Raw genomic sequence first — 18,457 nt, forward strand, 5'->3', positions numbered from 1 at the left:
TAAACGGGGGCTTGCGGCCCCCGTTCGCATTGCTATCTGACAGGCACGGCGGGCCGGTGCGGCCACAGGGAGTTAGCGGCGTGACGAAACCGACGACAAGGGCGCGTGTGACGGTTACACTCAAGAACGGCGTCCTCGATCCGCAGGGCAAGGCCATCGAGGCCGCGCTCGCGTCCCTCGGCGTCGAGGGGGTGGCGGGCGTGCGGCAGGGCAAGGTGTTCGACATCGAGCTGATCCCGACCGACGCGGAGCGCGCGCGGGCGCTGCTCGGGGCCGCCTGCGAGAAGCTGCTCGCCAACACCGTCATCGAGAACTACCGGATCGATCTGGTGGAGGCGTGACGATGAAGGCGGCAGTCATCCTCTTTCCCGGCTCCAACCGCGAGGGCGATGTCACGCGCGCGCTCGCCCAGGCGGGGGCGGAAGTCGCCGCCGTCTGGCATGCCGATCGCGACCTGCCCGCGGGCACCGATCTCGTCGTGCTGCCCGGCGGCTTCTCCTATGGCGACTACCTGCGCTGCGGGGCCATCGCCGCGCGCGCGCCGGTGATGGACGCCGTGCGCGCCCATGCGGGGCGGGGCGGGCTGGTGCTCGGCATCTGCAACGGCTTTCAGATCCTGTGCGAGACGGGCCTGCTGCCCGGCGTGCTGATGCGCAACGCGGGGCTCAACTTCATCTGCCGCCGCCAGTTCCTGCGCGTCGAGCGCAACGACACCGCCTTCAGCCGGGCCTATGCCGTTGGGCAGGCCATCGAGGTGGCGATCGCCCACGGCGAAGGCAATTACGTCGCCGACCCGGATACGCTCGCCCGGCTCGAGGGCGGCGGGCGCGTTGCGTTCCGCTATGCCGACCGGACGGGCGCGGTGGCGCCGGAGGCCAATCCGAACGGCTCGCTGAACAACATCGCCGGGATCTATTCCGAGCGGCTCAACGTGCTCGGCCTGATGCCGCATCCAGAAAACCTGATCGACGACCTCGTCGGCGGCACCGACGGGCGCGGCCTGTTCGAGAGCCTGCTGGCGGCGTGACCCCTTTCCACCGCCCGCTGACATCCGTCTGAGATATCTGCCTCGCCGTGGCATGCACGGCGCTACCCCGTGAGCCCCCGATGACCGCACAAGAGCCTGCCATCACCCCCGAACTCGTCGCGAGCCACGGCCTGACGCCGGACGAGTACGCGCGGTTCAAGGCCCTCATCGGCCGCGAGCCGACGTTTACCGAGCTCGGCATCGTCTCCGCGATGTGGAACGAGCACTGCTCCTACAAGTCCTCGCGCATCCACTTGCGGGGCCTGCCGACCAAGGCACCGTGGGTTATCCAGGGGCCCGGCGAGAACGCCGGCGTCATCGACATCGGCGACGGGCTCGCCTGCGTGTTCAAGATGGAGAGCCACAACCATCCCTCGTTCATCGAGCCCTATCAGGGCGCGACGACGGGCGTGGGCGGCATCCTGCGCGACGTGTTCACCATGGGCGCGCGGCCCATTGCCGCCCTGAACGCGCTGCGTTTCGGCGCGCCGGAGCATCCGCGCACGCGCCATCTCGTTTCCGGCGTCGTGGCGGGCATCGGTGGCTACGGCAATTCCTTCGGGGTGCCGACGGTGGCGGGCTCGGTCGGTTTCCACACCCGCTATGACGGCAACATCCTCGTCAACGCCATGGCCGTTGGTATCGCGCGCACGGACGGCATCTTCTATGCGGCGGCCGCGGGTGTCGGCAATCCCATCGTCTATCTCGGCTCCAAGACCGGCCGCGACGGCATCCACGGCGCCACCATGGCCTCGGCCGAGTTCGACGACAAGTCCGAGGAAAAGCGCCCCACCGTGCAGGTCGGCGATCCCTTCGCCGAGAAGCTGCTGCTGGAGGCTTGCCTCGAACTCATGCGGACCGGCTCCGTCATCGCCATTCAGGACATGGGCGCGGCCGGCCTCACCTGCTCGGCGGTGGAGATGGGCGCGAAGGGCGGGCTCGGCGTCGAGCTCGACCTCGACGCGGTGCCCTGCCGCGAGGAGGGCATGACCGCCTACGAGATGATGCTCTCCGAGAGCCAGGAGCGCATGCTGATGGTGCTCGATCCCGCCCGTCAGGCGGAGGCGGAGGCGATCTTCCGCAAATGGGGCCTCGATTTCGCCGTGGTCGGCCGCACCACGGACACGCTGCGCTTCGTGGTGAAGCATCGGGGCGAGGTGAAAGCCGACCTGCCGATCCGCGAGCTCGGCGACGAGGCGCCGGTCTACGATCGCCCGTGGAACGAGCCCAAGCGCCCGGCCGTGCTGGATGCCGCGAGCCTCGCCGCGCCGGTGCCGACGCTCGATGCGCTGAAGCAGCTCATCGGCTCGCCGGATCTTTCCTCCAAGCGCTGGGTGTGGGAGCAGTACGACCACCTGATTCTCGGCAACACCGTGCAGACCCCCGGCGGCGATGCGGCCATCGTGCGCATCGGCGACGGCCCGAGGGGCCTCGCGCTCACCACCGACGTGACGCCGCGCTACTGCGAGGCCGACCCCGTCGAGGGCGGCCGGCAGGCGGTGGCGGAGACGTGGCGCAACATCACGGCGGTCGGCGGCAAGCCATTGGCGGTGACGGACAATCTCAATTTCGGCAACCCCGAGAAGCCCGACGTCATGGGCCAGTTCGTCGGCTGCCTGCGCGGCATCTCGGAGGCCTGCGTGGCCCTCGACTTCCCCATCGTTTCCGGCAACGTCTCGCTCTACAACGAGACGCAGGGGCGCTCGATCCTGCCCACGCCCACCATCGGTGGCGTCGGCGTCGTGGCGGACGTGAACGTCCATGCCACGCTCGCCTTCAAGCGCGCGGGCGAGGCGATCCTTCTCGTCGGCGACACGGCGGGTTGGCTCGGACAGTCCGTCTACCTGCGCGATATTCTCGGCCGCGAGGAAGGCGCCCCGCCGGCCGTCGATCTCGCCGCCGAGCGGCGCAACGGCGATTTCGTGCGCTCCCTCATTCTCGACAAGCGCGTCAGCGCGGTGCATGATCTGTCGGACGGCGGCCTGCTGGTGGCGCTGGCCGAGATGGCGATCGCTTCGGGAATCGGCGCCATGCTCGCGCCCGCACTGCGGGACGTACCGGCGCACGCCTTCTGGTTCGGCGAGGATCAGGCGCGCTACGTGCTGACGCTCGCCGAGGACGACGTCGCCGCCGTGAAGGCGGTTGCGCGCGCGGCGGGCGTGCCCGTGGCGCGGCTGGGGACGACCGGCGGCGATACGTTGCGTCTCGATGACGGCGAGGCCATATCAGTCGAGGACCTGCGCCGCACCCACGAGGCGTGGTTGCCGGATTACATGAAACAATCATCATAACGACATGATCAAAGAGGGTTTATAGCGACATGGCAATGGATGCGGCTGAGATTGAAGCTCTGATCAAGGCGGCGATACCGGATGCCGTTGTCGAGATACGTGATCTGGCCGGCGACGGCGATCATTACGCGGCGACCGTCATCTCGCCCTCGTTCGCGGGCAAGTCGCGTGTGCAGCAGCACCAGATCGTCTATGCCGCCCTGCAGGGCCGCATGGGCGGCGAGCTGCACGCCCTTGCGCTGACGACGGCGGCGACGCAAGATTAGCTATTCAAGAATGTTCCGGCGGCGACGCCTGAAAGGATCGGTTCATGTCTGACGCGCTTGCATTCATCGACAACGAGGTGAAGTCCAACGACGTCGTGCTTTTCATGAAGGGCACGCCGGATTTTCCGATGTGTGGCTTTTCCGGGCAGGTGGTGAAGATCCTCGACTACATCGGCGTCGCCTACAAGGGCGTCAATGTGCTGGAGAGCGACGACCTGCGTCAGGGGATCAAGGAATACACCAACTGGCCGACGATTCCGCAGCTCTACATCAAGGGCGAGTTCGTCGGCGGCGCGGATATCGTGCGCGAGCTGTTCCAGGAAGGCGAACTGCAGAAGATCCTCGCCGAGCACGGTATCGAAGCGACGGCGGCTGGTTGAGCAGCCGCCTTTCGGGCATCGAGGCGACGGCGGCCGGCTGATCAGCCGCCGATTGCGGCGCGCACGAGCGTGATGGCGTCGTCCGATGCCCATTCGGCCGCGCCGGCGAGATGGCCGAGCGCGCAGCCCTCCGCATCGACGAGGATGGTGGTCGGCATGCCGAAGGCCTTGCCGTCTGATCGCAGCGTCTGAAAGATCTTCGCCTTCGGGTCGCTGTAGCGGACGAGGCGGTCGATGCCGTTGTCGGCGAGCCACTGGACCGCCTTCCCGGGATCGCGCGTGTCGATGTTGACGGCGACGACCTCGAAGTCGTCGCTGCCGAGCTGTTCCTGCAAGGCGTTGAGGGCCGGCATCTCGGCCCGGCACGGCACGCACCACGTCGCCCACAGGTTGAGCAGGACGGTGCGCCCGCGAAAGTCCCTGAGCGTCAGCGGCGCGCCCTCCGGCGACAGGAAGGCGAGTTCCGACAGGGGCGTGGGGCGGTTCTCGATCTGCACCGCCGCCACCTCGCCGACCGCGAGCGGCTTGAGGCGGGCGAGCAGCTCCGTGGAGGCGCGGCATGCGCCGGCCTCGCCGCTGCCGGCGCCCCGGTTGAGCTGGAAGGCGATCACCCCGCCCACGAGCCCCACGGCGGCGGCGGCGAGAATGGCAAGGCTGCGGGAGGATAGGGGCATCGTGCGGATCGATCCGGAATGGGCCTGATACTGTCGGCTGCAAGATAGGCTATTGCGCGCCGATCTCAACCGGGCATCGGGTCGCTCCGGCGGCTGTGGTGCATGATTGCGGCGATTGTGCGTTCACATGCGCGTGCTTGATTATGTGCGATTGAGGGTTAGAAATGTCGCGGCAATTCGCTATAGTGCCGGCGATTTTTGGAGATCTGGCCTTGTCCTCGTCCTCTTCGCAATCCAGCCGGCGCTATCCGCGCGCCCTTGTCCGCTTCTGCCTCGTGGCGGCCGTCTGCGCTCTGGCCGCCGGCTGCGGGCGGCGCGGCGCGCTGGAATATCCCGTCGATCCGAACGATCCGCGCGTCGTCGAATCGGGCCTGCGCGTCGAGTCGTCCGGGCGCGAGGGCCAGAGGGTGATCCGCGGCTATGTGACGCCGGACCGCAAATTCGCGCTCGATCCGCTGCTTTGACTTTTGACCGCTTCGCACCGGTGATTCCATGCATCATTTTTCCTATTCCCACGGTGTGCTGCATGCCGAGGACGTCGATCTGACGGCGCTCGCGGGCGAGGTCGGCACGCCGTTCTACTGCTACTCGACGGCGACCATCGAGCGTCATTACCGGGTGTTTGCGGAAGCCTTCGCCGACGTGCCGTCGCTGGTGTGCTTCGCGGTGAAGGCGAACTCCAACCAGGCGGTGATCGCGACGCTGGCGCGCCAGGGGGCGGGCGTCGACATCGTCTCGGAGGGCGAGCTGCGCCGGGCGCTGGCCGCCGGCGTGCCTGGTGAGCGCATCGTCTTTTCCGGCGTCGCCAAGACGCGCGAGGAGATGGCGGCGGCCCTGAAGGCGTGCATCCTGTGCTTCAACGTCGAATCCGAGCCCGAGCTCGAGGCCCTGTCGGAGGTTGCGGTGTCGCTCGGGGTGAAGGCGCCGGTCTCGGTGCGCGTCAACCCGGACGTCGATGCGCTGACCCACGCCAAGATCTCCACCGGCAAGTCCGAAAACAAGTTCGGCATTCCGCTGTCGCATGCGCGTGACGTCTACGCTCGCGCGGCGGCGCTGCCGGGCTTGCGCATCACCGGCGTCGACATGCACATCGGCAGCCAGATCACGGAGCTTGCGCCCTTCGACAACGCCACGGCGCTGATCGCGGAACTCGCCCGCGACCTCTTGGCGCAGGGCCACAAGCTCGACCACATCGATCTCGGCGGCGGGCTCGGCATTCCCTATCAGGAGGATGCCGAACCGCCGCCGCTGCCCTCCGCCTATGCCGAGATCGTCAAGAGCCACACGCGCGGGCTCGGCCTCAAGCTCGTGTTCGAGGTCGGCCGCATGATCGTCGGCAACGCCGGCATTCTGGTGACGAGGGTCATCTACGTGAAGCAGGGCGAGGGGCGCACCTTCGTCATCGTGGACGCGGGCATGAACGACCTCATCCGCCCGACCCTCTACGAGGCCTATCACGCGGTGCAGCCCGTGCGCGAGACGGCGGCGGACACGCCCCGCATCGTCGCCGACGTGGTGGGGCCGGTGTGCGAGAGCGGCGACTACCTCGCCCTTCAGCGCTCGCTGCCGGCGGTCCAGCCCGGCGACCTCCTGGCGGTGATGACGGCGGGCGCCTATGGCGCGACGCTGTCGAGCACCTACAACAGCCGCCTGCTCGTCCCGGAAGTGCTGGTGAACGGCACGCAGGCCGCCGTGGTGCGCCCGCGCCCAAGTTACGACGACCTCATCGGCCTCGACCGCGTGCCGAACTGGCTGACGGCTTAGATCATTTCATCATTTCACAGAAACGCTGAAATGATCCAACTCTTTGATTTTGAGAGAATTCATGCCGATCAAATGATTTCATTTGATCGGAACGCGCTCTAAGGCCACCGCGCCCTTGGCGGCAGCGACGACAGGATCGATGTCACGTTGCCGCCAGTCTTGAGGCCGAAAATCGTGCCGCGGTCGTGCAGCAGGTTGAACTCGGCATAGCGGCCGCGGCGCACTTCCTGCTCGATGACGTCGGTTTCCGTCCACGATGTCGCGAAGTTGGCGCGCACGATCTGCGGATAGGCGCTGCGGAACGCCTCGCCCACTGCCTGCGTGAAGGCGAAATCGGCCTCGACGTCTCCCGACCAGTGGTGGTCGTAAAAGATGCCGCCGATGCCGCGCGGCTCGTCGCGGTGGGGCAGGAAGAAGTAGCGGTCGCACCATTCCTTGTATGTGTCATAGGGCGCCACCGCCGCATGCGCCTCGCAGGCCGTGCGCATGGCGGCGTGGAAGGCGAGGGCGTCCGGGTCGTCCTGTGTGCGCCTCCGGTCGAGCACCGGCGTGAGGTCGCCGCCGCCGCCGAACCACGCCTTCGTCGTCACCACGAGGCGGGTGTTCATGTGCGCGGTCGGCACGTTCGGGTTCCACGGGTGGGCGATGAGCGAAATCCCCGAGGCCCAGAAGCGCGGGTCTTCCGACGCGCCGGGAATCTGGTTGCGGAACTCGGGCGAGAACGCGCCGAACACGGTCGAGACGTGCACGCCCACCTTCTCGAACACGCGGCCCTTCATCAGCGACATCACGCCGCCGCCCCCCGGCAGGCCGTCCGCGCCGGTGCGCGTCCACGGCTCGCGGATGAAGCGGCCGGGCTTGTCCGCGCCCGGAAAGAAGGGGCCGGTCGCCGCGTCCTCCAGCGCCTCGTAATCGGCGAGGATGCGGTCGCGCAGGTCGGCGAACCACGCGCCGGCGCGTGCCTTGAGGTCGTCCAGATTCTCGGGCAAAGCCATGGCTGCGGGCTCCGGATGGGGTGGGGGAGGCCGCGCCGCGCCGGGTGCGCGGGCGCACGGCGCAAGACGCGATTGTTCCTCAAGCGCATAGGCCCATGCGGCCCGGGCGTCAATTGGACACTCAAAAAACGTCAAAATGCACTATATGCATCCTATGCATCGGGCGGGTTGAGTGCGGCTGTGACGGCGCGGGCTCAGACGGGAGCCCCCGAGAGGAGAATGGTATGTTCCGCTGGTTCGAGACGCGCATCGACCCGTTCAAGGAGGCGCCCATCGAGCGTCCGCCCGCGACGCTGCTCGCCTTCTACTGGCATTTTGTCCGCCAGATCTGGCCGGTGTTCATCGCGCTCATCCTCGCGGGCGGCGTCACGGCGACGCTCGAAGTGATGATGTTCCGGTATATCGGCGAAATCGTCGACATCGTCGGCAAGACCGATCCCGCCCAGATCTTTTCGGAATACGGCCCCACCTTCCTGATCATGGCCTTCGTGGTGCTGGTGGCGCGCCCGGTCAGCTCCGTGCTGCACGACATGATCACGCGTCAGATGCTGATACCCACGTTTCCGGCGCTCGTCCGCTGGCAGGGGCACCGCTATCTCATCCGCCAGAGCCTCGAATTCTTCCAGAACGATTTCGCCGGCAGGCTCGCGCAGCGCGTCATCCAGACCGGCATGGCGCTGCGCGAGTCGGTGGTCGAGGTGTTCGGCTCGCTGTGGTTCGTGATCATCTACGCCGGCGGCGCCGTGGTGCTGTTCGCGGATGCCGATTTCTGGCTCGCCGTGCCGCTGATCGCGTGGATCGCGCTCTATATCCTGACGCTGTCGTGGTTCGTGCCGCGCATCCGCGACAGTGCGCGCGCCGTCTCGCACGCGCGCTCCACGCTCACCGGGCGGGTGGTGGACGGCTACACCAACATCACCACGGTGAAGCTCTTCGCCCATGCCGAGCGGGAGGACGCCTACATCCGCGATTCGATCGCCGACAACGTCGCCGCCACCCAGGCGCAGACCCGGCTCGTCACGCTGATGTCGGCGGTGGTCACCACGCTGAACTGTTTTCTCATCGGCACCACGGCGGGCCTCGCCGTGTGGCTGTGGAGCGCCGGCAGCGTGACGGTGGGCGCGATTGCGCTCTCCACCGGCCTGGCGATCCGCATCTACAACATGTCGGGCTGGATCATGTGGGTGGTGACCGGCATTTTCGAGAACGTCGGCGTGGTGCAGGAAGGCATGGAGACGCTGTCGCGCGCCCACGCCGTCACCGACAGGCCGGATGCGAAGGTGCTGAACGTGACGCGCGGGGCGGTGGATTTCGACCGCATCCGCTTTCATTACGGGCGCGAGTCGGGCGTGATCGAGAACCTCACGCTCAACATCGCGGCGGGCGAGCGCGTCGGCCTCGTCGGGCGCTCGGGCGCGGGCAAGTCGACGCTGGTCAACCTGCTCCTGCGCTTCTACGACCTGCAGGGCGGGCGTATCATGATCGACGGGCAGAACATCGCCGACGTGACGCAGGAGAGCCTGCGCGCCTCCATCGGCATGGTGACGCAGGATACCTCGCTGCTGCACCGCTCGGTGCGCGACAACATCCGTTACGGCAAGCCCGGCGCCACCGAGGAGGAGATCTGGGCCGCCGCGCGGCAGGTCCATGCCGACGGCTTCATTCCCGGCCTCATCGATCCTTTCGGCCGCCGGGGGCTCGACGCCCATGTCGGCGAGCGGGGCGTGAAGCTCTCCGGCGGCCAGCGCCAGCGCATCGCCATCGCGCGCGTGCTGCTGAAGAACGCGCCCATCCTGGTGATGGACGAGGCGACGTCGGCGCTCGATTCCGAGGTGGAGGCCGCCATCCAGGACGAGCTCGATACCATCATGGCCGGCAAGACGGTGATCGCCATCGCGCACCGGCTGTCGACCATCGCGCGCATGGACCGCCTCGTCGTGCTGGAGCAGGGGGAGATCGCCGAAATGGGCACCCATGACGAGCTGCTGCGCCGGGGCGGCATCTATGCCGGCCTGTGGCGGCGCCAGTCGGGCGGCTTCCTGGGCGTCGAGGAGCAGCCGCTCAAGCTGGCGGGCGAATGAGCGCCGATCCGCTGCTGCGGCTGGCGCTCTATCAGCCGGACATTCCGCAGAATGCCGGCACCATGCTGCGGATGTGCGCCTGTTTCGGCATCGCGGCCGAGATCATCGAGCCGGCGGGCTTTCCCGTGTCTGACAGGGCGTTTCGCCGCGCGGGGATGGACTATCTCGACGATGTCGTCATCAACCGGCACGATTCCTGGTCGAGGTTTCAGGAATGGCGGAGCGGTGCGGGCGCGCCGCGTCTGGTGCTGACGACGACGCGCGCCACGGCGACGCACGTCGGCTTCGCCTTCCGGCCCGGGGATATCGTGATGGTCGGGCGCGAATCGGCGGGGGTGCCGGAGGAGGTGCACGCGGCGGCGGACGCGCGCATCGTCGTCCCGATCCGCCCCGGCCTGCGCTCCATCAACGTGGCGGTGACGGCGGCCGTCGTCATCGGCGAGGCGCTCAGGCAGCTTGGCGGGTTCGACGGCCTCGCCGCCCGTGCCTGAGCCCGGTGTTGTGAACGCATCAATCATCATCGGGGCGTGCGATCGGGAGGCTGGCGTGCTAACCTTGGACCGGATGACGATTATGGCAATGCAAGGACAGACCTCGTGAGCGGCGCAGGGCGGGAGCGGCAGGCTCCCGACGCACAGGTTCGAGACCGCGACATCAGGGCGCGGCTGGAGCGCGCCGTGCGCCTTTCCCGCGCCTCGCTCTATGCCGAGCGCCTGTGGCCGCGCCTGTGGCTGCCCTTCGGCGTTGCGGGCGTCTTCGTCGTGGTGTCGTGGCTCGGTTTCTGGGCGCTGCTGCCGGCCGGCGGACGCATGGCGGGCACGCTGCTGTTTGCGGCGCTTTTCGTCGTGGCCTGCATTCCGGCCATCGCCCGGCGCTATCCGTCACGGCAGGAAGCCTTGCGGGCGCTCGACGCCGGGGCGGGCTACGACAACCTGCCCGATCCCGCGAGCCTGCTCGACGACCGGCAGGCGCTGGGGCTCAACGATCCGGCGAGCCGGGCGTTGTGGGCGCTGCATCGCCGCCGGGCCGAGGCCGCGGTGGAGCGCCTGCGCCCACCCGCGCCGAGGCCCGAGACCGCTTCATACGATTATTACGGCCTGCGCGGAGCGCTCGTCGTGGCGCTGGTCGCGGCGGCGTTCATCGCCGGCAACGAGCGCGGCTGGCGGCTGGCGCTCGCTTTCGACTGGCGGTCGGAGGCGGCTGTCGATCAGGTCGCGCTGCGCGTCGACGGCTGGATCGATCCGCCGGCCTACACGCGCCTGCCGCCGGTGATGCTCGATCTGGCGCGGGCCGGTGCGCGCGACGTTTCGGTGCCGGAGGGCAGCGTGCTGGTCCTGCGCTTCGCGGGCCAGGGCGGCGAGCATCTCGCCGGGGACATCGAGGCCTCGGGCGGCCTGGAGGAGCGCGCGGCGGCCACGGCCGGCGGCGACGGCATCACCGAACGGCGCTATGAGGTGACCGGCGCGGCGCGGGTCGACGTGGAGGCGGGCGGCGGCCGGGCGGTGCTGAACATCGCCGTCGTTCCCGACGAGCCGCCGACCATCGCGTTCGTCGGCGAGCCGGAGGCGACGCGCCGCGGCGGCCTCACCATCGCCTACAGGGCCGGCGACGATTACGGCGTGACGCAGGCGCAGGGCATCGTCTCGCTGCCGGGAGACGAGGCGGAGCAGACGCTCGTGCCCGCACCCGTGATCGCGCTGCCGCTGCCACGTGGCGGCGACGCGCCGCAGGAGCTGCGCACCACGGCCGATCTCGCCGCCCATCCCTGGGCCGGGGCCGAGGTGCAGCTCACGCTCGTGGCGCGCGATGCCGCCGATCAGGAGGGGCGCAGCGAAACGCTGACCGTGACCCTGCCGCAGCGTCCGTTCAACAATCCGCTGGCGCGGGCGCTCGTCGAGCAGCGGCGCAATCTGGTGTTCCGCCCGCATGACTGGCGCGACGTGCGCATGGCGCTCAGGGCGCTCCGGATCGCCCCGGAACTGTTCACGCCCGATGCCTCCGTCTATCTCGGTCTGGTGACAGCCGACAGGCTGCTGTCGGGCGCGCGCAAGCAGGAGGATCTGGTCGCGGCGGCGGAATTCCTCTGGAACATGGCGGTGGCGATCGAGGACGGTGACGCCTCCGACACCGAGAAGGCGCTGCGCGCCGCCCAGCAGGCGCTGCAGGAGGCCATCGACCGCAACGCGCCGCCCGAGGAAATCGCCCGCCTCGCACAGGAGCTGCGCGACGCGCTCAACCGCCATCTGGCCGAGATGGCGCGCAACCTGTCACGCAACCGCGACCAGACCGCGCAGAACCAGGGCCAGCCCTCCCGCACCATCACGCCGGAGGAGCTTGCGGCGATGATCGACCGCATGGAGCGTCTGGCGCAGGAGGGCGACATCGCCGGCGCCCAGCAGCTGATGGAGCAGTTGCGCGACATTCTCGACAACATGCAGATGGCGCAGGGCGGCGAGGGCAGCGGCTCGCAGGCCGGCGAGGCGGGGCGGGCGATGCGCTCGCTCGACAACATGATCCGCAACCAGCAGCGCCTGCGCGACGACACGTTCCGCCAGAACAACGAACTGGCGGAAGGCGGCGCGCCGCAGCAGGGCGGCGAGCCGGGCCAGGGGCAGGGTCCGGGAGCGGGCCAGGGCCAACAAGGCCAACAAGGCCAGGGCGGCCAGCAGGATCTGGCCGGACGCCAGCAGGCCCTGCGCCGGCAGCTCGAACGGCTGCAGCAGGGGCTCGCGGACCAGGGGCTTGCGGCGGAGCCGGGGCTGGACGCGGCCGGCCGCGCCATGCGCGACGCCGAGGAGCGGCTGGGGGAAGGCGACGGCGAGGGGGCGGTGGATGCCCAGGGGCAGGCGTTGCAGGCGCTGCTGAATGGCGCGCAGGGGCTCGCCCAGCAGATGCAGCAGGCCCAGCAGGGCGAAAACGGCGAGCCCGGCCAGCAGAGCGCTCAGGAGCCGGGCGGGCGGGACCCGCTCGGCCGCCTCTCCGGCAATCGCCGCTGGTCGGACGGCGACACGCGCGTGCCCGAGGCGGACGAATCGGCCGTCGCGCGGGCCCGGCGCATTCTGGATGAGTTGCGCCGCCGACTCGGCGATCCGACGCGTCCGAGCGAGGAGCGCGACTATCTGGAACGGCTGTTGCGCCGCGACTGACGACGCCGACAACGACAACGCTCAGAAAGGACCGGAGGGAATCATGGGAGCGCTCGGCTATGTTCTGGTGCCGCTGACGGCGGGGGCCGTCGCCGTCGTGCTGGTGCTCGGCCTCGTCAACATGATGCGCGGCGGCAGCCCCGAACGGTCGCAGAAGCTCATGCAGCTGCGCGTGCTGCTCCAGTTCGTCGCCGTTCTGGTGGTGCTGCTCGTGCTGTGGATCGGCGCGCGTTAGAGCGCAGGTTCTGATTCCGTCAGAACGTGCGTTCCAGTTTCTTGAGTTTGCGCAGCTTTGTCGACGAAAAGTGGTACCCGCTTTTCTGCACGCTGCGGATGATCGGAGCCCGGCATGGTTCGTCTCAACCGCATCTACACCCGCACGGGCGACGACGGCACCACCGGCCTGACCGGCGGCGAGCGGCGCAGCAAGCACGACCTGCGCATCGAAGCGCTCGGCGCGGTCGACGAGGCCAACGCCGCCATCGGCCTGGCGCGGCTTCACACTGCGGGCGACGTCGACGCCAGCCTCGCGCGTGTCCAGAACGATCTGTTCGATCTCGGCGCGGACCTGTCGACGCCCCCAGGAGGAGCGCAGGAGCCGGAGGACCCGGAACGGTTCGAGGCGCTGCGTGTCGTCGCCGCGCAGGTCGGGCGGCTGGAGGCCGACATCGATGCCTTCAACGCCGCCCTTGCCCCGCTGCGCTCGTTCGTGCTGCCGGGCGGCACGCCCGCTTCCGCCGCGCTGCACCTCGCGCGCACCATCTGCCGCCGCGCCGAAAGGCTCGCCTTCGCCCTGGCGGAACGGGAGCCGGGCAAGGTCTCGCCCATCCTGCTGCAATATCTCAACCGGCTGTCCGACCTGCTGTTCGTGCTCGCCCGCATCGCCAACGACCATGGCGCGCGCGACGTGCTGTGGCGTCCGGGCGCGGAGCGCTAAAGCGCCCTCCGATCAGTTTGATCGATCAGAATCCGCCCAAAAGACAGAAGCAGGGGCCGGTCGGCGCACGCAAGGCAGAACTTCCACGACGGAGATTGACAAGCGCGAGCTTGCGTCGTTACGGTCTCGGCGGCCGGATCAAACAACTGTTAGGCCATTCGGGCAAATGCGGGCGGTGTGGCGGAAATGTCGGACAACGGAAGAAAACCGGGTCGTGACGCCTTCCGGGCGTCCGCCGACCGCGCTAAACTGTGATAGCCAGATTACTTGATAATAATTACAAACAATTTCAAGCGGATAGCAAGTCAGAAGTGCGCCAAGGAGATCGTCAATGAAAGTGCTGGTGCCCGTCAAGCGGGTGGTGGACTATAATGTCAAGATCCGGGTGAAGCCCGATGGGACGGGTGTTGATCTCGCCAATGTCAAGCAGTCGATGAATCCCTTCGACGAGATCGCCGTCGAGGAGGCGCTGCGTCTCAAGGAAGCGGGCAAGGTGACGGAGGTCGTCGTCGTGTCGATCGGCCCGACGCAGGCGACGGAGACGCTGCGCACCGGCCTTGCGATGGGCGCGGACCGGGGCATCCTGGTGAAGGCCGAAGGCCGGGTCGAGCCGCTCGCCGTTGCCAAGGTGCTGGCGAAGATCGTCGATCAGGAAAAGCCCGATCTCGTCATTCTCGGCAAGCAGGCGATCGACGACGACTCCAACCAGACCGGCCAGATTCTCGCCGCCCTCCTCGGCTGGGCGCAGGGTACCTTCGCCTCGAAGGTGGAGCTCGGCACGGAGAGCGTCGACGTGACGCGCGAGGTCGACGGCGGCCTCCAGACGGTGTCGCTGAAGCTGCCGGCCATCGTCACCACCGACCTGCGCCTCAACGAGCCGCGCTACGCCTCGCTGCCCAACATCATGAAGGCGAAGAAGAAGCCCATCAGCGAGCACACGCCCGAGGAGCTCGGCGTCGACGTCGCGCCGCGTCTCAAGGTGCTCAACACCACCGAGCCGGCGAAGCGTCAGGCGGGTGTCAAGGTGGCCGATGCCGCCGAACTGGTGTCGAAGCTCAAGGAAGCGGGAGTTCTCTGATCATGACGACGTTGCTGATTGCCGATCACGACAATGGCGCTCTCAAGGACGGCACGGCCAAGGCGCTGACGGCGGCCCGCGAGCTCGGCGCGCCGGTGCACGTGCTGGTGGCCGGGCAGAATGCCCGCGCGGCCGCCGACGCGGCGGCGAAGCTCGAAGGCGTCGAGAAGGTGCTGCTTGCGGACGACGCCATCTACGCCCACGCGCTGGCCGAGCCGCTGGCGGCGCTGGTGGCGGGGCTCGCCGAGGGCTACAAGGCGATCGTCTCCCCCTCGTCGTCGAGCGGCAAGAACGTGCTGCCGCGCGTCTCGGCGCTGCTCGACGTGGCGCAGGTGTCGGACGTCACGAAGGTGGTCTCGCCCGATACGTTCGAGCACCCGATCTACGCCGGCAACGCCATCGAGACCGTGCAGACGACGGATGCGAAGCAGATCCTGACCATCCGCACGGCGGCCTTCAAGGCGGCCGGCGAAGGCGGCTCCGCGCCGGTGGAGGCCGTGGCAGTGGCGGCCGATCCGGCGGTGTCGCAGTTCAAGGGCGAGGAAGTGGCGAAGTCCGAGCGGCCGGAGCTGACGGCGGCGAAGGTGATCGTCTCGGGCGGGCGTGCGCTCGGCTCGGCGGAGAAGTTCCAGGAGGTCATCGCACCGCTCGCCGACAAGCTCGGGGCCGCGATCGGCGCGAGCCGCGCGGCGGTGGACGCGGGCTATGCGCCCAACGACTGGCAGGTGGGGCAGACGGGCAAGGTCGTCGCGCCGGATCTCTATGTCGCCGTGGGCATTTCCGGCGCCATCCAGCACCTGGCCGGCATGAAGGACAGCAAGGTCATCGTCGCCATCAACAAGGACGAGGAAGCGCCGATCTTCCAGGTGGCCGATTACGGCCTCGTGGGCGATCTGTTCAAGGTCGTGCCGGAATTGCAGCAGGCGCTGGGCTGAGCCGCCGGCGTCCCGAACGGGTCTTCAGGCGGATGTGATCGTCCGCCTGAAGAAAATACGTCAAAATAAGTCTATATAAGATGTCCTGCAACGAGGGGTGGGGGGACAGGCTGTTCTGGCGCCCGGGGCGTTTGGCTATACCATTCAGCAACGTTTGAACGGACGGACAACATGTCGATCGAAATTCGCAAGGTGGGCGTCATTGGGGCTGGCCAGATGGGCAGCGGCATCGCGCAGGTCGCCGCGGCGGCAGGCTATGACGTGGCGCTCAACGACATCAACGAGGAGCGCGTCAACGCTGGCCTCGCCACCATCAACGGCAATCTCTCGCGGCAGGTGTCCAAGGGCAACCTCAGCGAGGACGAGCGCGGGCAGATCCTGGCGCGGATCGTTGCCGCCACGAGCTACGAGCAGTTCGGCGACAGCGACATCGTCATCGAGGCGGCGGTCGAGAACGAGGACATCAAGCGCAAGATCTTCCAGGCGCTGTGCCCGGCGCTGAAGCCGTCCGCCATCATCGGCACCAACACCTCCTCCATCTCCGTCACGCGGCTCGCGTCCACCACCGACCGGCCGGAGCAGTTCATCGGCATCCACTTCATGAACCCGGTGCCGGTGATGCAGCTCGTCGAGGTCATCCGCGGCATCGCCACCTCCGAGGAGACCTACGAGGCGACGCGGGTTCTGGTGGAGAGGCTCGGCAAGAGCCTGACGGTGGCCGAGGACTTCCCGGGCTTCATCGTCAACCGCATCCTGCTGCCGATGATCAACGAGGCGATCTACACGCTCTACGAGGGCGTCGGATCGGTGGAATCCATCGACACCGCCATGCGGCTCGGCGCCAACCATCCCATGGGTCCGCTGCAGCTCGCCGACTTCATCGGCCTCGACACCTGCCTGTCGATCATGCAGGTGCTGTACGAGGGGCTCGCCGATTCCAAGTACCGGCCGTGCCCGCTGCTGGTGAAATACGTCGAGGCCGGCTGGCTCGGCCGCAAGACGCGCCGCGGCTTCTACGACTATCGCGGCGAAAAGCCGGTGCCGACGCGCTAGAGCGCGTTCCGATCAAATGAAATCATTTGATCGATAGGAATTCGCCCAGAACTCGGAAATGTGTTCGCGCCACGCGGGCAGGCATCACGCAAATGTGAAATCCGGCCGTTGGGCCGGATTTCTTGTTGGAGCGGGTTCAGCACGCCTGCCAGCTCCGGATGCGCCGGGCGCCGTCCGCCCCGCGCGCCTCGCGGGCAAGGCCGTAGTGCGCCGCGAGGCGTTGCAGGGCGAGTTTCAGCACCACCTTTCCCGAGCGCGGCGGCCAGTGGCGTTCGCGTTCGACATCCTCGATGCGTTTCAGGAAGCCGCAGACGTCGAGCAAGATGCCGGCGTAATCGCCGTCGACGGCTTCGAGCGCCCGGTTCAGGCGCTGGCGGGCGGAGACCATGGCGTCCGTGGCGACTGCCGGGCCGCCGCTGCCGCCGCCCGCCGGCGACCACCGGCTGGTGACGCGCGGCATGATCCGGGCCATGGTCATGTCCCGCCGCAGGCGCTCTCCGGCCTCGAAGCAGGTGGCGTCGATGAAGGGCTCGCCGTTGCGGTCGCGTCGTCTGTGCAGCCAGGCGAGCGGGCTTTCGGCCTCGTTGATCGCCACCTTGACCGATTCCGCGCCGTCCCGCAGCACCGCCTCGCCGATCACGCGGTCGGGGCCGGCGGCCGCTGTCCCGGCGACGCCTCTTGCATCGCCCCTCGCACCGCCCTTGGCCTTGCGGCGGGGTGTCCTCGCCGGCAGGGCGGCGCTGGCCGCGTCGTCCCCCGGCTTCCCGGCTGTTTCCTCGGGCAGCCGGCCCGCTGCTGCGCGGCCGGCGTCGGTCAGCGTGAGCGTGCCGGGCGACGTCTCGCGCACGAGGCCGCGCTGCGTCAGGAGTTCCGCGGCGGCGGCGGACACGGTCCCCCGGCCGAGCGATATGCCGTTGCGTGTGCTCGACAGGATCACCCGGTCGGGCGTCAGGCTGCCGGTGACCGCAGCGTGTCCGGGTTCACCGAGGTGGCGAAGCAGGCGTGCGGCCTCGGCGATGGTCTCGGGCACGGGGGCCTCACGCATGGAGGAGCGGGCGCCATGTCGGGTCATTGCGCGCCTCCAGCGAGTTCGCGGGCTGTGTAAACCCGCGCCGATGGAGCGATGCGGTCAGCGATGTCCGCCCCATACTCCGCTCCATGCGGGGAGGCGAGCGCCGGCATCCGCGTCGGTCCATCCCATGCCGGGGCGCTTTCGGCGCACAAGGCGCCCTCGCGCGCGACGCCGGCGACGCGGCGCGCGAGGGCGTGTTCGAGGCAGGCGATCGCGAGGCTGAAGCCGGGGTCGGCATCGCGCCGGTCCTCGACGCGCCGGCATGCGTGGTCGACGGTCGAGCGGTGGCGGCCGAACGCCCGTCCCGTCGCGGTTGCGGAAAGGCCGAAGCCGATTGCGGCGAGGTAGATCGCCACGGCGCGGGCGAGCGCGGCAAGAGCGTCCTGCCGGCGCGCGCTGCGGATGCGGGCGAGCGGCGCCCTGAACGCCGAAGCCGCGCCGGCCTCGCACTGACGGCAGATCATGGCCTCGTACAGCAAGCGGTCGCCACCGCCGTGAACGCAATCGTTCCAGGACATCACAGCCTCCATACCCGATCATGCAAAGGAAATTATGCCTATCGACACGCGTTACGTTACGAAGATAGGATTATCATCCTATACATGAAAAACCAAGAGGGTATGGGGGGTTATTGACAGCTCTGTGCGCGAGGTTGCGGATAAGGGGCTGAACGGAGGCCGCCCGGCGGCCGGACATTGATGCAGGGCGATGCAGGAAAGGGCTTGTCCGGCCAAGCCTGTCCGGACGCCCCATCTGGA

At 68.4% G+C, this 18,457-nt stretch carries 19 protein-coding genes; 15 read left to right on the forward strand and 4 right to left on the reverse strand.

What is annotated here, in order from left to right; genetic code table 11:
• The first annotated feature begins 80 nt into the window (after window positions 1-80).
• From purS to grxD, 5 genes are all read left to right on the forward strand, one after another.
• Window positions 81-341 (forward strand): phosphoribosylformylglycinamidine synthase subunit PurS, encoded by a 261-nt coding sequence (purS, locus tag ACUSIJ_RS18515; protein WP_449309881.1) that lies wholly within the window; start codon window positions 81-83, stop codon window positions 339-341.
• Between the two features lie 2 nt (window positions 342-343).
• Window positions 344-1,027, forward strand: coding sequence for a phosphoribosylformylglycinamidine synthase subunit PurQ (gene purQ, locus ACUSIJ_RS18520; protein WP_449309882.1), 684 nt, complete (start codon window positions 344-346; stop codon window positions 1,025-1,027).
• Between the two features lie 80 nt (window positions 1,028-1,107).
• Entirely contained in the window at window positions 1,108-3,318 is a 2,211-nt protein-coding gene (gene purL / locus ACUSIJ_RS18525) for a phosphoribosylformylglycinamidine synthase subunit PurL (RefSeq protein WP_449309883.1), read from the forward strand.
• Window positions 3,319-3,347: 29 nt separating this feature from the next.
• Entirely contained in the window at window positions 3,348-3,584 is a 237-nt protein-coding gene (locus ACUSIJ_RS18530; protein ID WP_449309884.1) for a BolA family protein, read from the forward strand.
• Between the two features lie 44 nt (window positions 3,585-3,628).
• Complete coding sequence (grxD, locus tag ACUSIJ_RS18535; protein WP_449309885.1) at window positions 3,629-3,964, forward strand: Grx4 family monothiol glutaredoxin; 336 nt, start codon at window positions 3,629-3,631, stop codon at window positions 3,962-3,964.
• A gap of 41 nt (window positions 3,965-4,005) precedes the next feature.
• Here the strand turns inward: grxD and tlpA are convergent, their stop codons facing one another.
• Window positions 4,006-4,638: a thiol:disulfide interchange protein TlpA gene (gene tlpA, locus ACUSIJ_RS18540; RefSeq protein ID WP_449309886.1), complete on the reverse strand. Its 633-nt coding sequence runs from the start codon at window positions 4,636-4,638 to the stop codon at window positions 4,006-4,008.
• Between the two features lie 212 nt (window positions 4,639-4,850).
• Here tlpA and ACUSIJ_RS18545 point away from each other — a divergent pair, with 212 nt between their 5' ends.
• Complete coding sequence (locus ACUSIJ_RS18545) at window positions 4,851-5,102, forward strand: hypothetical protein (RefSeq protein WP_449309887.1); 252 nt, start codon at window positions 4,851-4,853, stop codon at window positions 5,100-5,102.
• 28 nt (window positions 5,103-5,130) lie between these two features.
• Window positions 5,131-6,402, forward strand: a complete 1,272-nt coding sequence (gene lysA, locus ACUSIJ_RS18550) for a diaminopimelate decarboxylase (RefSeq protein ID WP_449309888.1) — start codon at window positions 5,131-5,133, stop codon at window positions 6,400-6,402.
• A gap of 98 nt (window positions 6,403-6,500) precedes the next feature.
• Here lysA and hemF read toward each other — a convergent pair whose 3' ends face one another.
• Window positions 6,501-7,397: an oxygen-dependent coproporphyrinogen oxidase gene (gene hemF / locus ACUSIJ_RS18555; RefSeq protein ID WP_449309889.1), complete on the reverse strand. Its 897-nt coding sequence runs from the start codon at window positions 7,395-7,397 to the stop codon at window positions 6,501-6,503.
• Between the two features lie 224 nt (window positions 7,398-7,621).
• On the opposite strand from hemF, the gene ACUSIJ_RS18560 reads away from it, so the two are divergent.
• The 8 genes from ACUSIJ_RS18560 (at window position 7,622) to ACUSIJ_RS18595 (ending at window position 16,627) form a co-directional block, all read left to right on the forward strand.
• On the forward strand, window positions 7,622-9,478 hold the full coding sequence (locus ACUSIJ_RS18560) for an ABC transporter ATP-binding protein (RefSeq protein WP_449309890.1): 1,857 nt from the start codon (window positions 7,622-7,624) through the stop codon (window positions 9,476-9,478).
• Window positions 9,479-9,489: 11 nt separating this feature from the next.
• Window positions 9,490-9,969, forward strand: coding sequence for a tRNA (cytidine(34)-2'-O)-methyltransferase (locus tag ACUSIJ_RS18565; RefSeq protein WP_449309903.1), 480 nt, complete (start codon window positions 9,490-9,492; stop codon window positions 9,967-9,969).
• A gap of 105 nt (window positions 9,970-10,074) precedes the next feature.
• On the forward strand, window positions 10,075-12,624 hold the full coding sequence (locus ACUSIJ_RS18570) for a TIGR02302 family protein (protein WP_449309891.1): 2,550 nt from the start codon (window positions 10,075-10,077) through the stop codon (window positions 12,622-12,624).
• 43 nt (window positions 12,625-12,667) lie between these two features.
• Window positions 12,668-12,859, forward strand: a complete 192-nt coding sequence (locus tag ACUSIJ_RS18575; protein WP_449309892.1) for a twin transmembrane helix small protein — start codon at window positions 12,668-12,670, stop codon at window positions 12,857-12,859.
• A 114-nt stretch (window positions 12,860-12,973) separates the two neighbouring features.
• On the forward strand, window positions 12,974-13,561 hold the full coding sequence (locus tag ACUSIJ_RS18580) for a cob(I)yrinic acid a,c-diamide adenosyltransferase (protein WP_449309893.1): 588 nt from the start codon (window positions 12,974-12,976) through the stop codon (window positions 13,559-13,561).
• A gap of 331 nt (window positions 13,562-13,892) precedes the next feature.
• Window positions 13,893-14,639 carry an electron transfer flavoprotein subunit beta/FixA family protein gene (locus tag ACUSIJ_RS18585; protein WP_449309894.1) on the forward strand — a complete coding sequence of 249 codons (747 nt, stop codon included), beginning with the start codon at window positions 13,893-13,895 and terminating at the stop codon, window positions 14,637-14,639.
• A 2-nt stretch (window positions 14,640-14,641) separates the two neighbouring features.
• The gene (locus ACUSIJ_RS18590; protein ID WP_449309895.1) at window positions 14,642-15,574 is read left to right on the forward strand and encodes an electron transfer flavoprotein subunit alpha/FixB family protein; all 933 of its coding nucleotides are present in this window, start codon (window positions 14,642-14,644) and stop codon (window positions 15,572-15,574) included.
• 171 nt (window positions 15,575-15,745) lie between these two features.
• Entirely contained in the window at window positions 15,746-16,627 is an 882-nt protein-coding gene (locus tag ACUSIJ_RS18595) for a 3-hydroxybutyryl-CoA dehydrogenase (protein ID WP_449309896.1), read from the forward strand.
• Window positions 16,628-16,763: 136 nt separating this feature from the next.
• On the opposite strand, the gene ACUSIJ_RS18600 is transcribed toward ACUSIJ_RS18595, so the two are convergent.
• Both ACUSIJ_RS18600 and ACUSIJ_RS18605 read right to left on the reverse strand, forming a co-directional pair.
• Complete coding sequence (locus tag ACUSIJ_RS18600; protein WP_449309897.1) at window positions 16,764-17,699, reverse strand: DUF6456 domain-containing protein; 936 nt, start codon at window positions 17,697-17,699, stop codon at window positions 16,764-16,766.
• A complete protein-coding gene (locus tag ACUSIJ_RS18605; protein ID WP_449309898.1) occupies window positions 17,696-18,217 on the reverse strand; it encodes a helix-turn-helix domain-containing protein in 522 nt (173 codons plus the stop codon). Before ACUSIJ_RS18605 ends, ACUSIJ_RS18600 begins: the two co-directional genes overlap by 4 nt.
• Window positions 18,218-18,457: the final 240 nt, after the last annotated feature.

The sequence above is a fragment of the Pseudochelatococcus sp. B33 genome (genome assembly GCF_053570585.1).

Coding starts and splice junctions, on each gene's coding strand:
- purQ (WP_449309882.1), top strand. CDS start 344: ATGAAGGCGGCAGTCATCCTCTTTCCCGGCTCCAACCGCGAGGGCGAT.
- purL (WP_449309883.1), top strand. CDS start 1,108: ATGACCGCACAAGAGCCTGCCATCACCCCCGAACTCGTCGCGAGCCAC.
- ACUSIJ_RS18530 (WP_449309884.1), top strand. CDS start 3,348: ATGGCAATGGATGCGGCTGAGATTGAAGCTCTGATCAAGGCGGCGATA.
- grxD (WP_449309885.1), top strand. CDS start 3,629: ATGTCTGACGCGCTTGCATTCATCGACAACGAGGTGAAGTCCAACGAC.
- tlpA (WP_449309886.1), bottom strand. CDS start 4,638: ATGCCCCTATCCTCCCGCAGCCTTGCCATTCTCGCCGCCGCCGCCGTG.
- lysA (WP_449309888.1), top strand. CDS start 5,131: ATGCATCATTTTTCCTATTCCCACGGTGTGCTGCATGCCGAGGACGTC.
- hemF (WP_449309889.1), bottom strand. CDS start 7,397: ATGGCTTTGCCCGAGAATCTGGACGACCTCAAGGCACGCGCCGGCGCG.
- ACUSIJ_RS18560 (WP_449309890.1), top strand. CDS start 7,622: ATGTTCCGCTGGTTCGAGACGCGCATCGACCCGTTCAAGGAGGCGCCC.
- ACUSIJ_RS18575 (WP_449309892.1), top strand. CDS start 12,668: ATGGGAGCGCTCGGCTATGTTCTGGTGCCGCTGACGGCGGGGGCCGTC.
- ACUSIJ_RS18580 (WP_449309893.1), top strand. CDS start 12,974: ATGGTTCGTCTCAACCGCATCTACACCCGCACGGGCGACGACGGCACC.
- ACUSIJ_RS18585 (WP_449309894.1), top strand. CDS start 13,893: ATGAAAGTGCTGGTGCCCGTCAAGCGGGTGGTGGACTATAATGTCAAG.
- ACUSIJ_RS18590 (WP_449309895.1), top strand. CDS start 14,642: ATGACGACGTTGCTGATTGCCGATCACGACAATGGCGCTCTCAAGGAC.
- ACUSIJ_RS18595 (WP_449309896.1), top strand. CDS start 15,746: ATGTCGATCGAAATTCGCAAGGTGGGCGTCATTGGGGCTGGCCAGATG.
- ACUSIJ_RS18600 (WP_449309897.1), bottom strand. CDS start 17,699: ATGACCCGACATGGCGCCCGCTCCTCCATGCGTGAGGCCCCCGTGCCC.
- ACUSIJ_RS18605 (WP_449309898.1), bottom strand. CDS start 18,217: ATGTCCTGGAACGATTGCGTTCACGGCGGTGGCGACCGCTTGCTGTAC.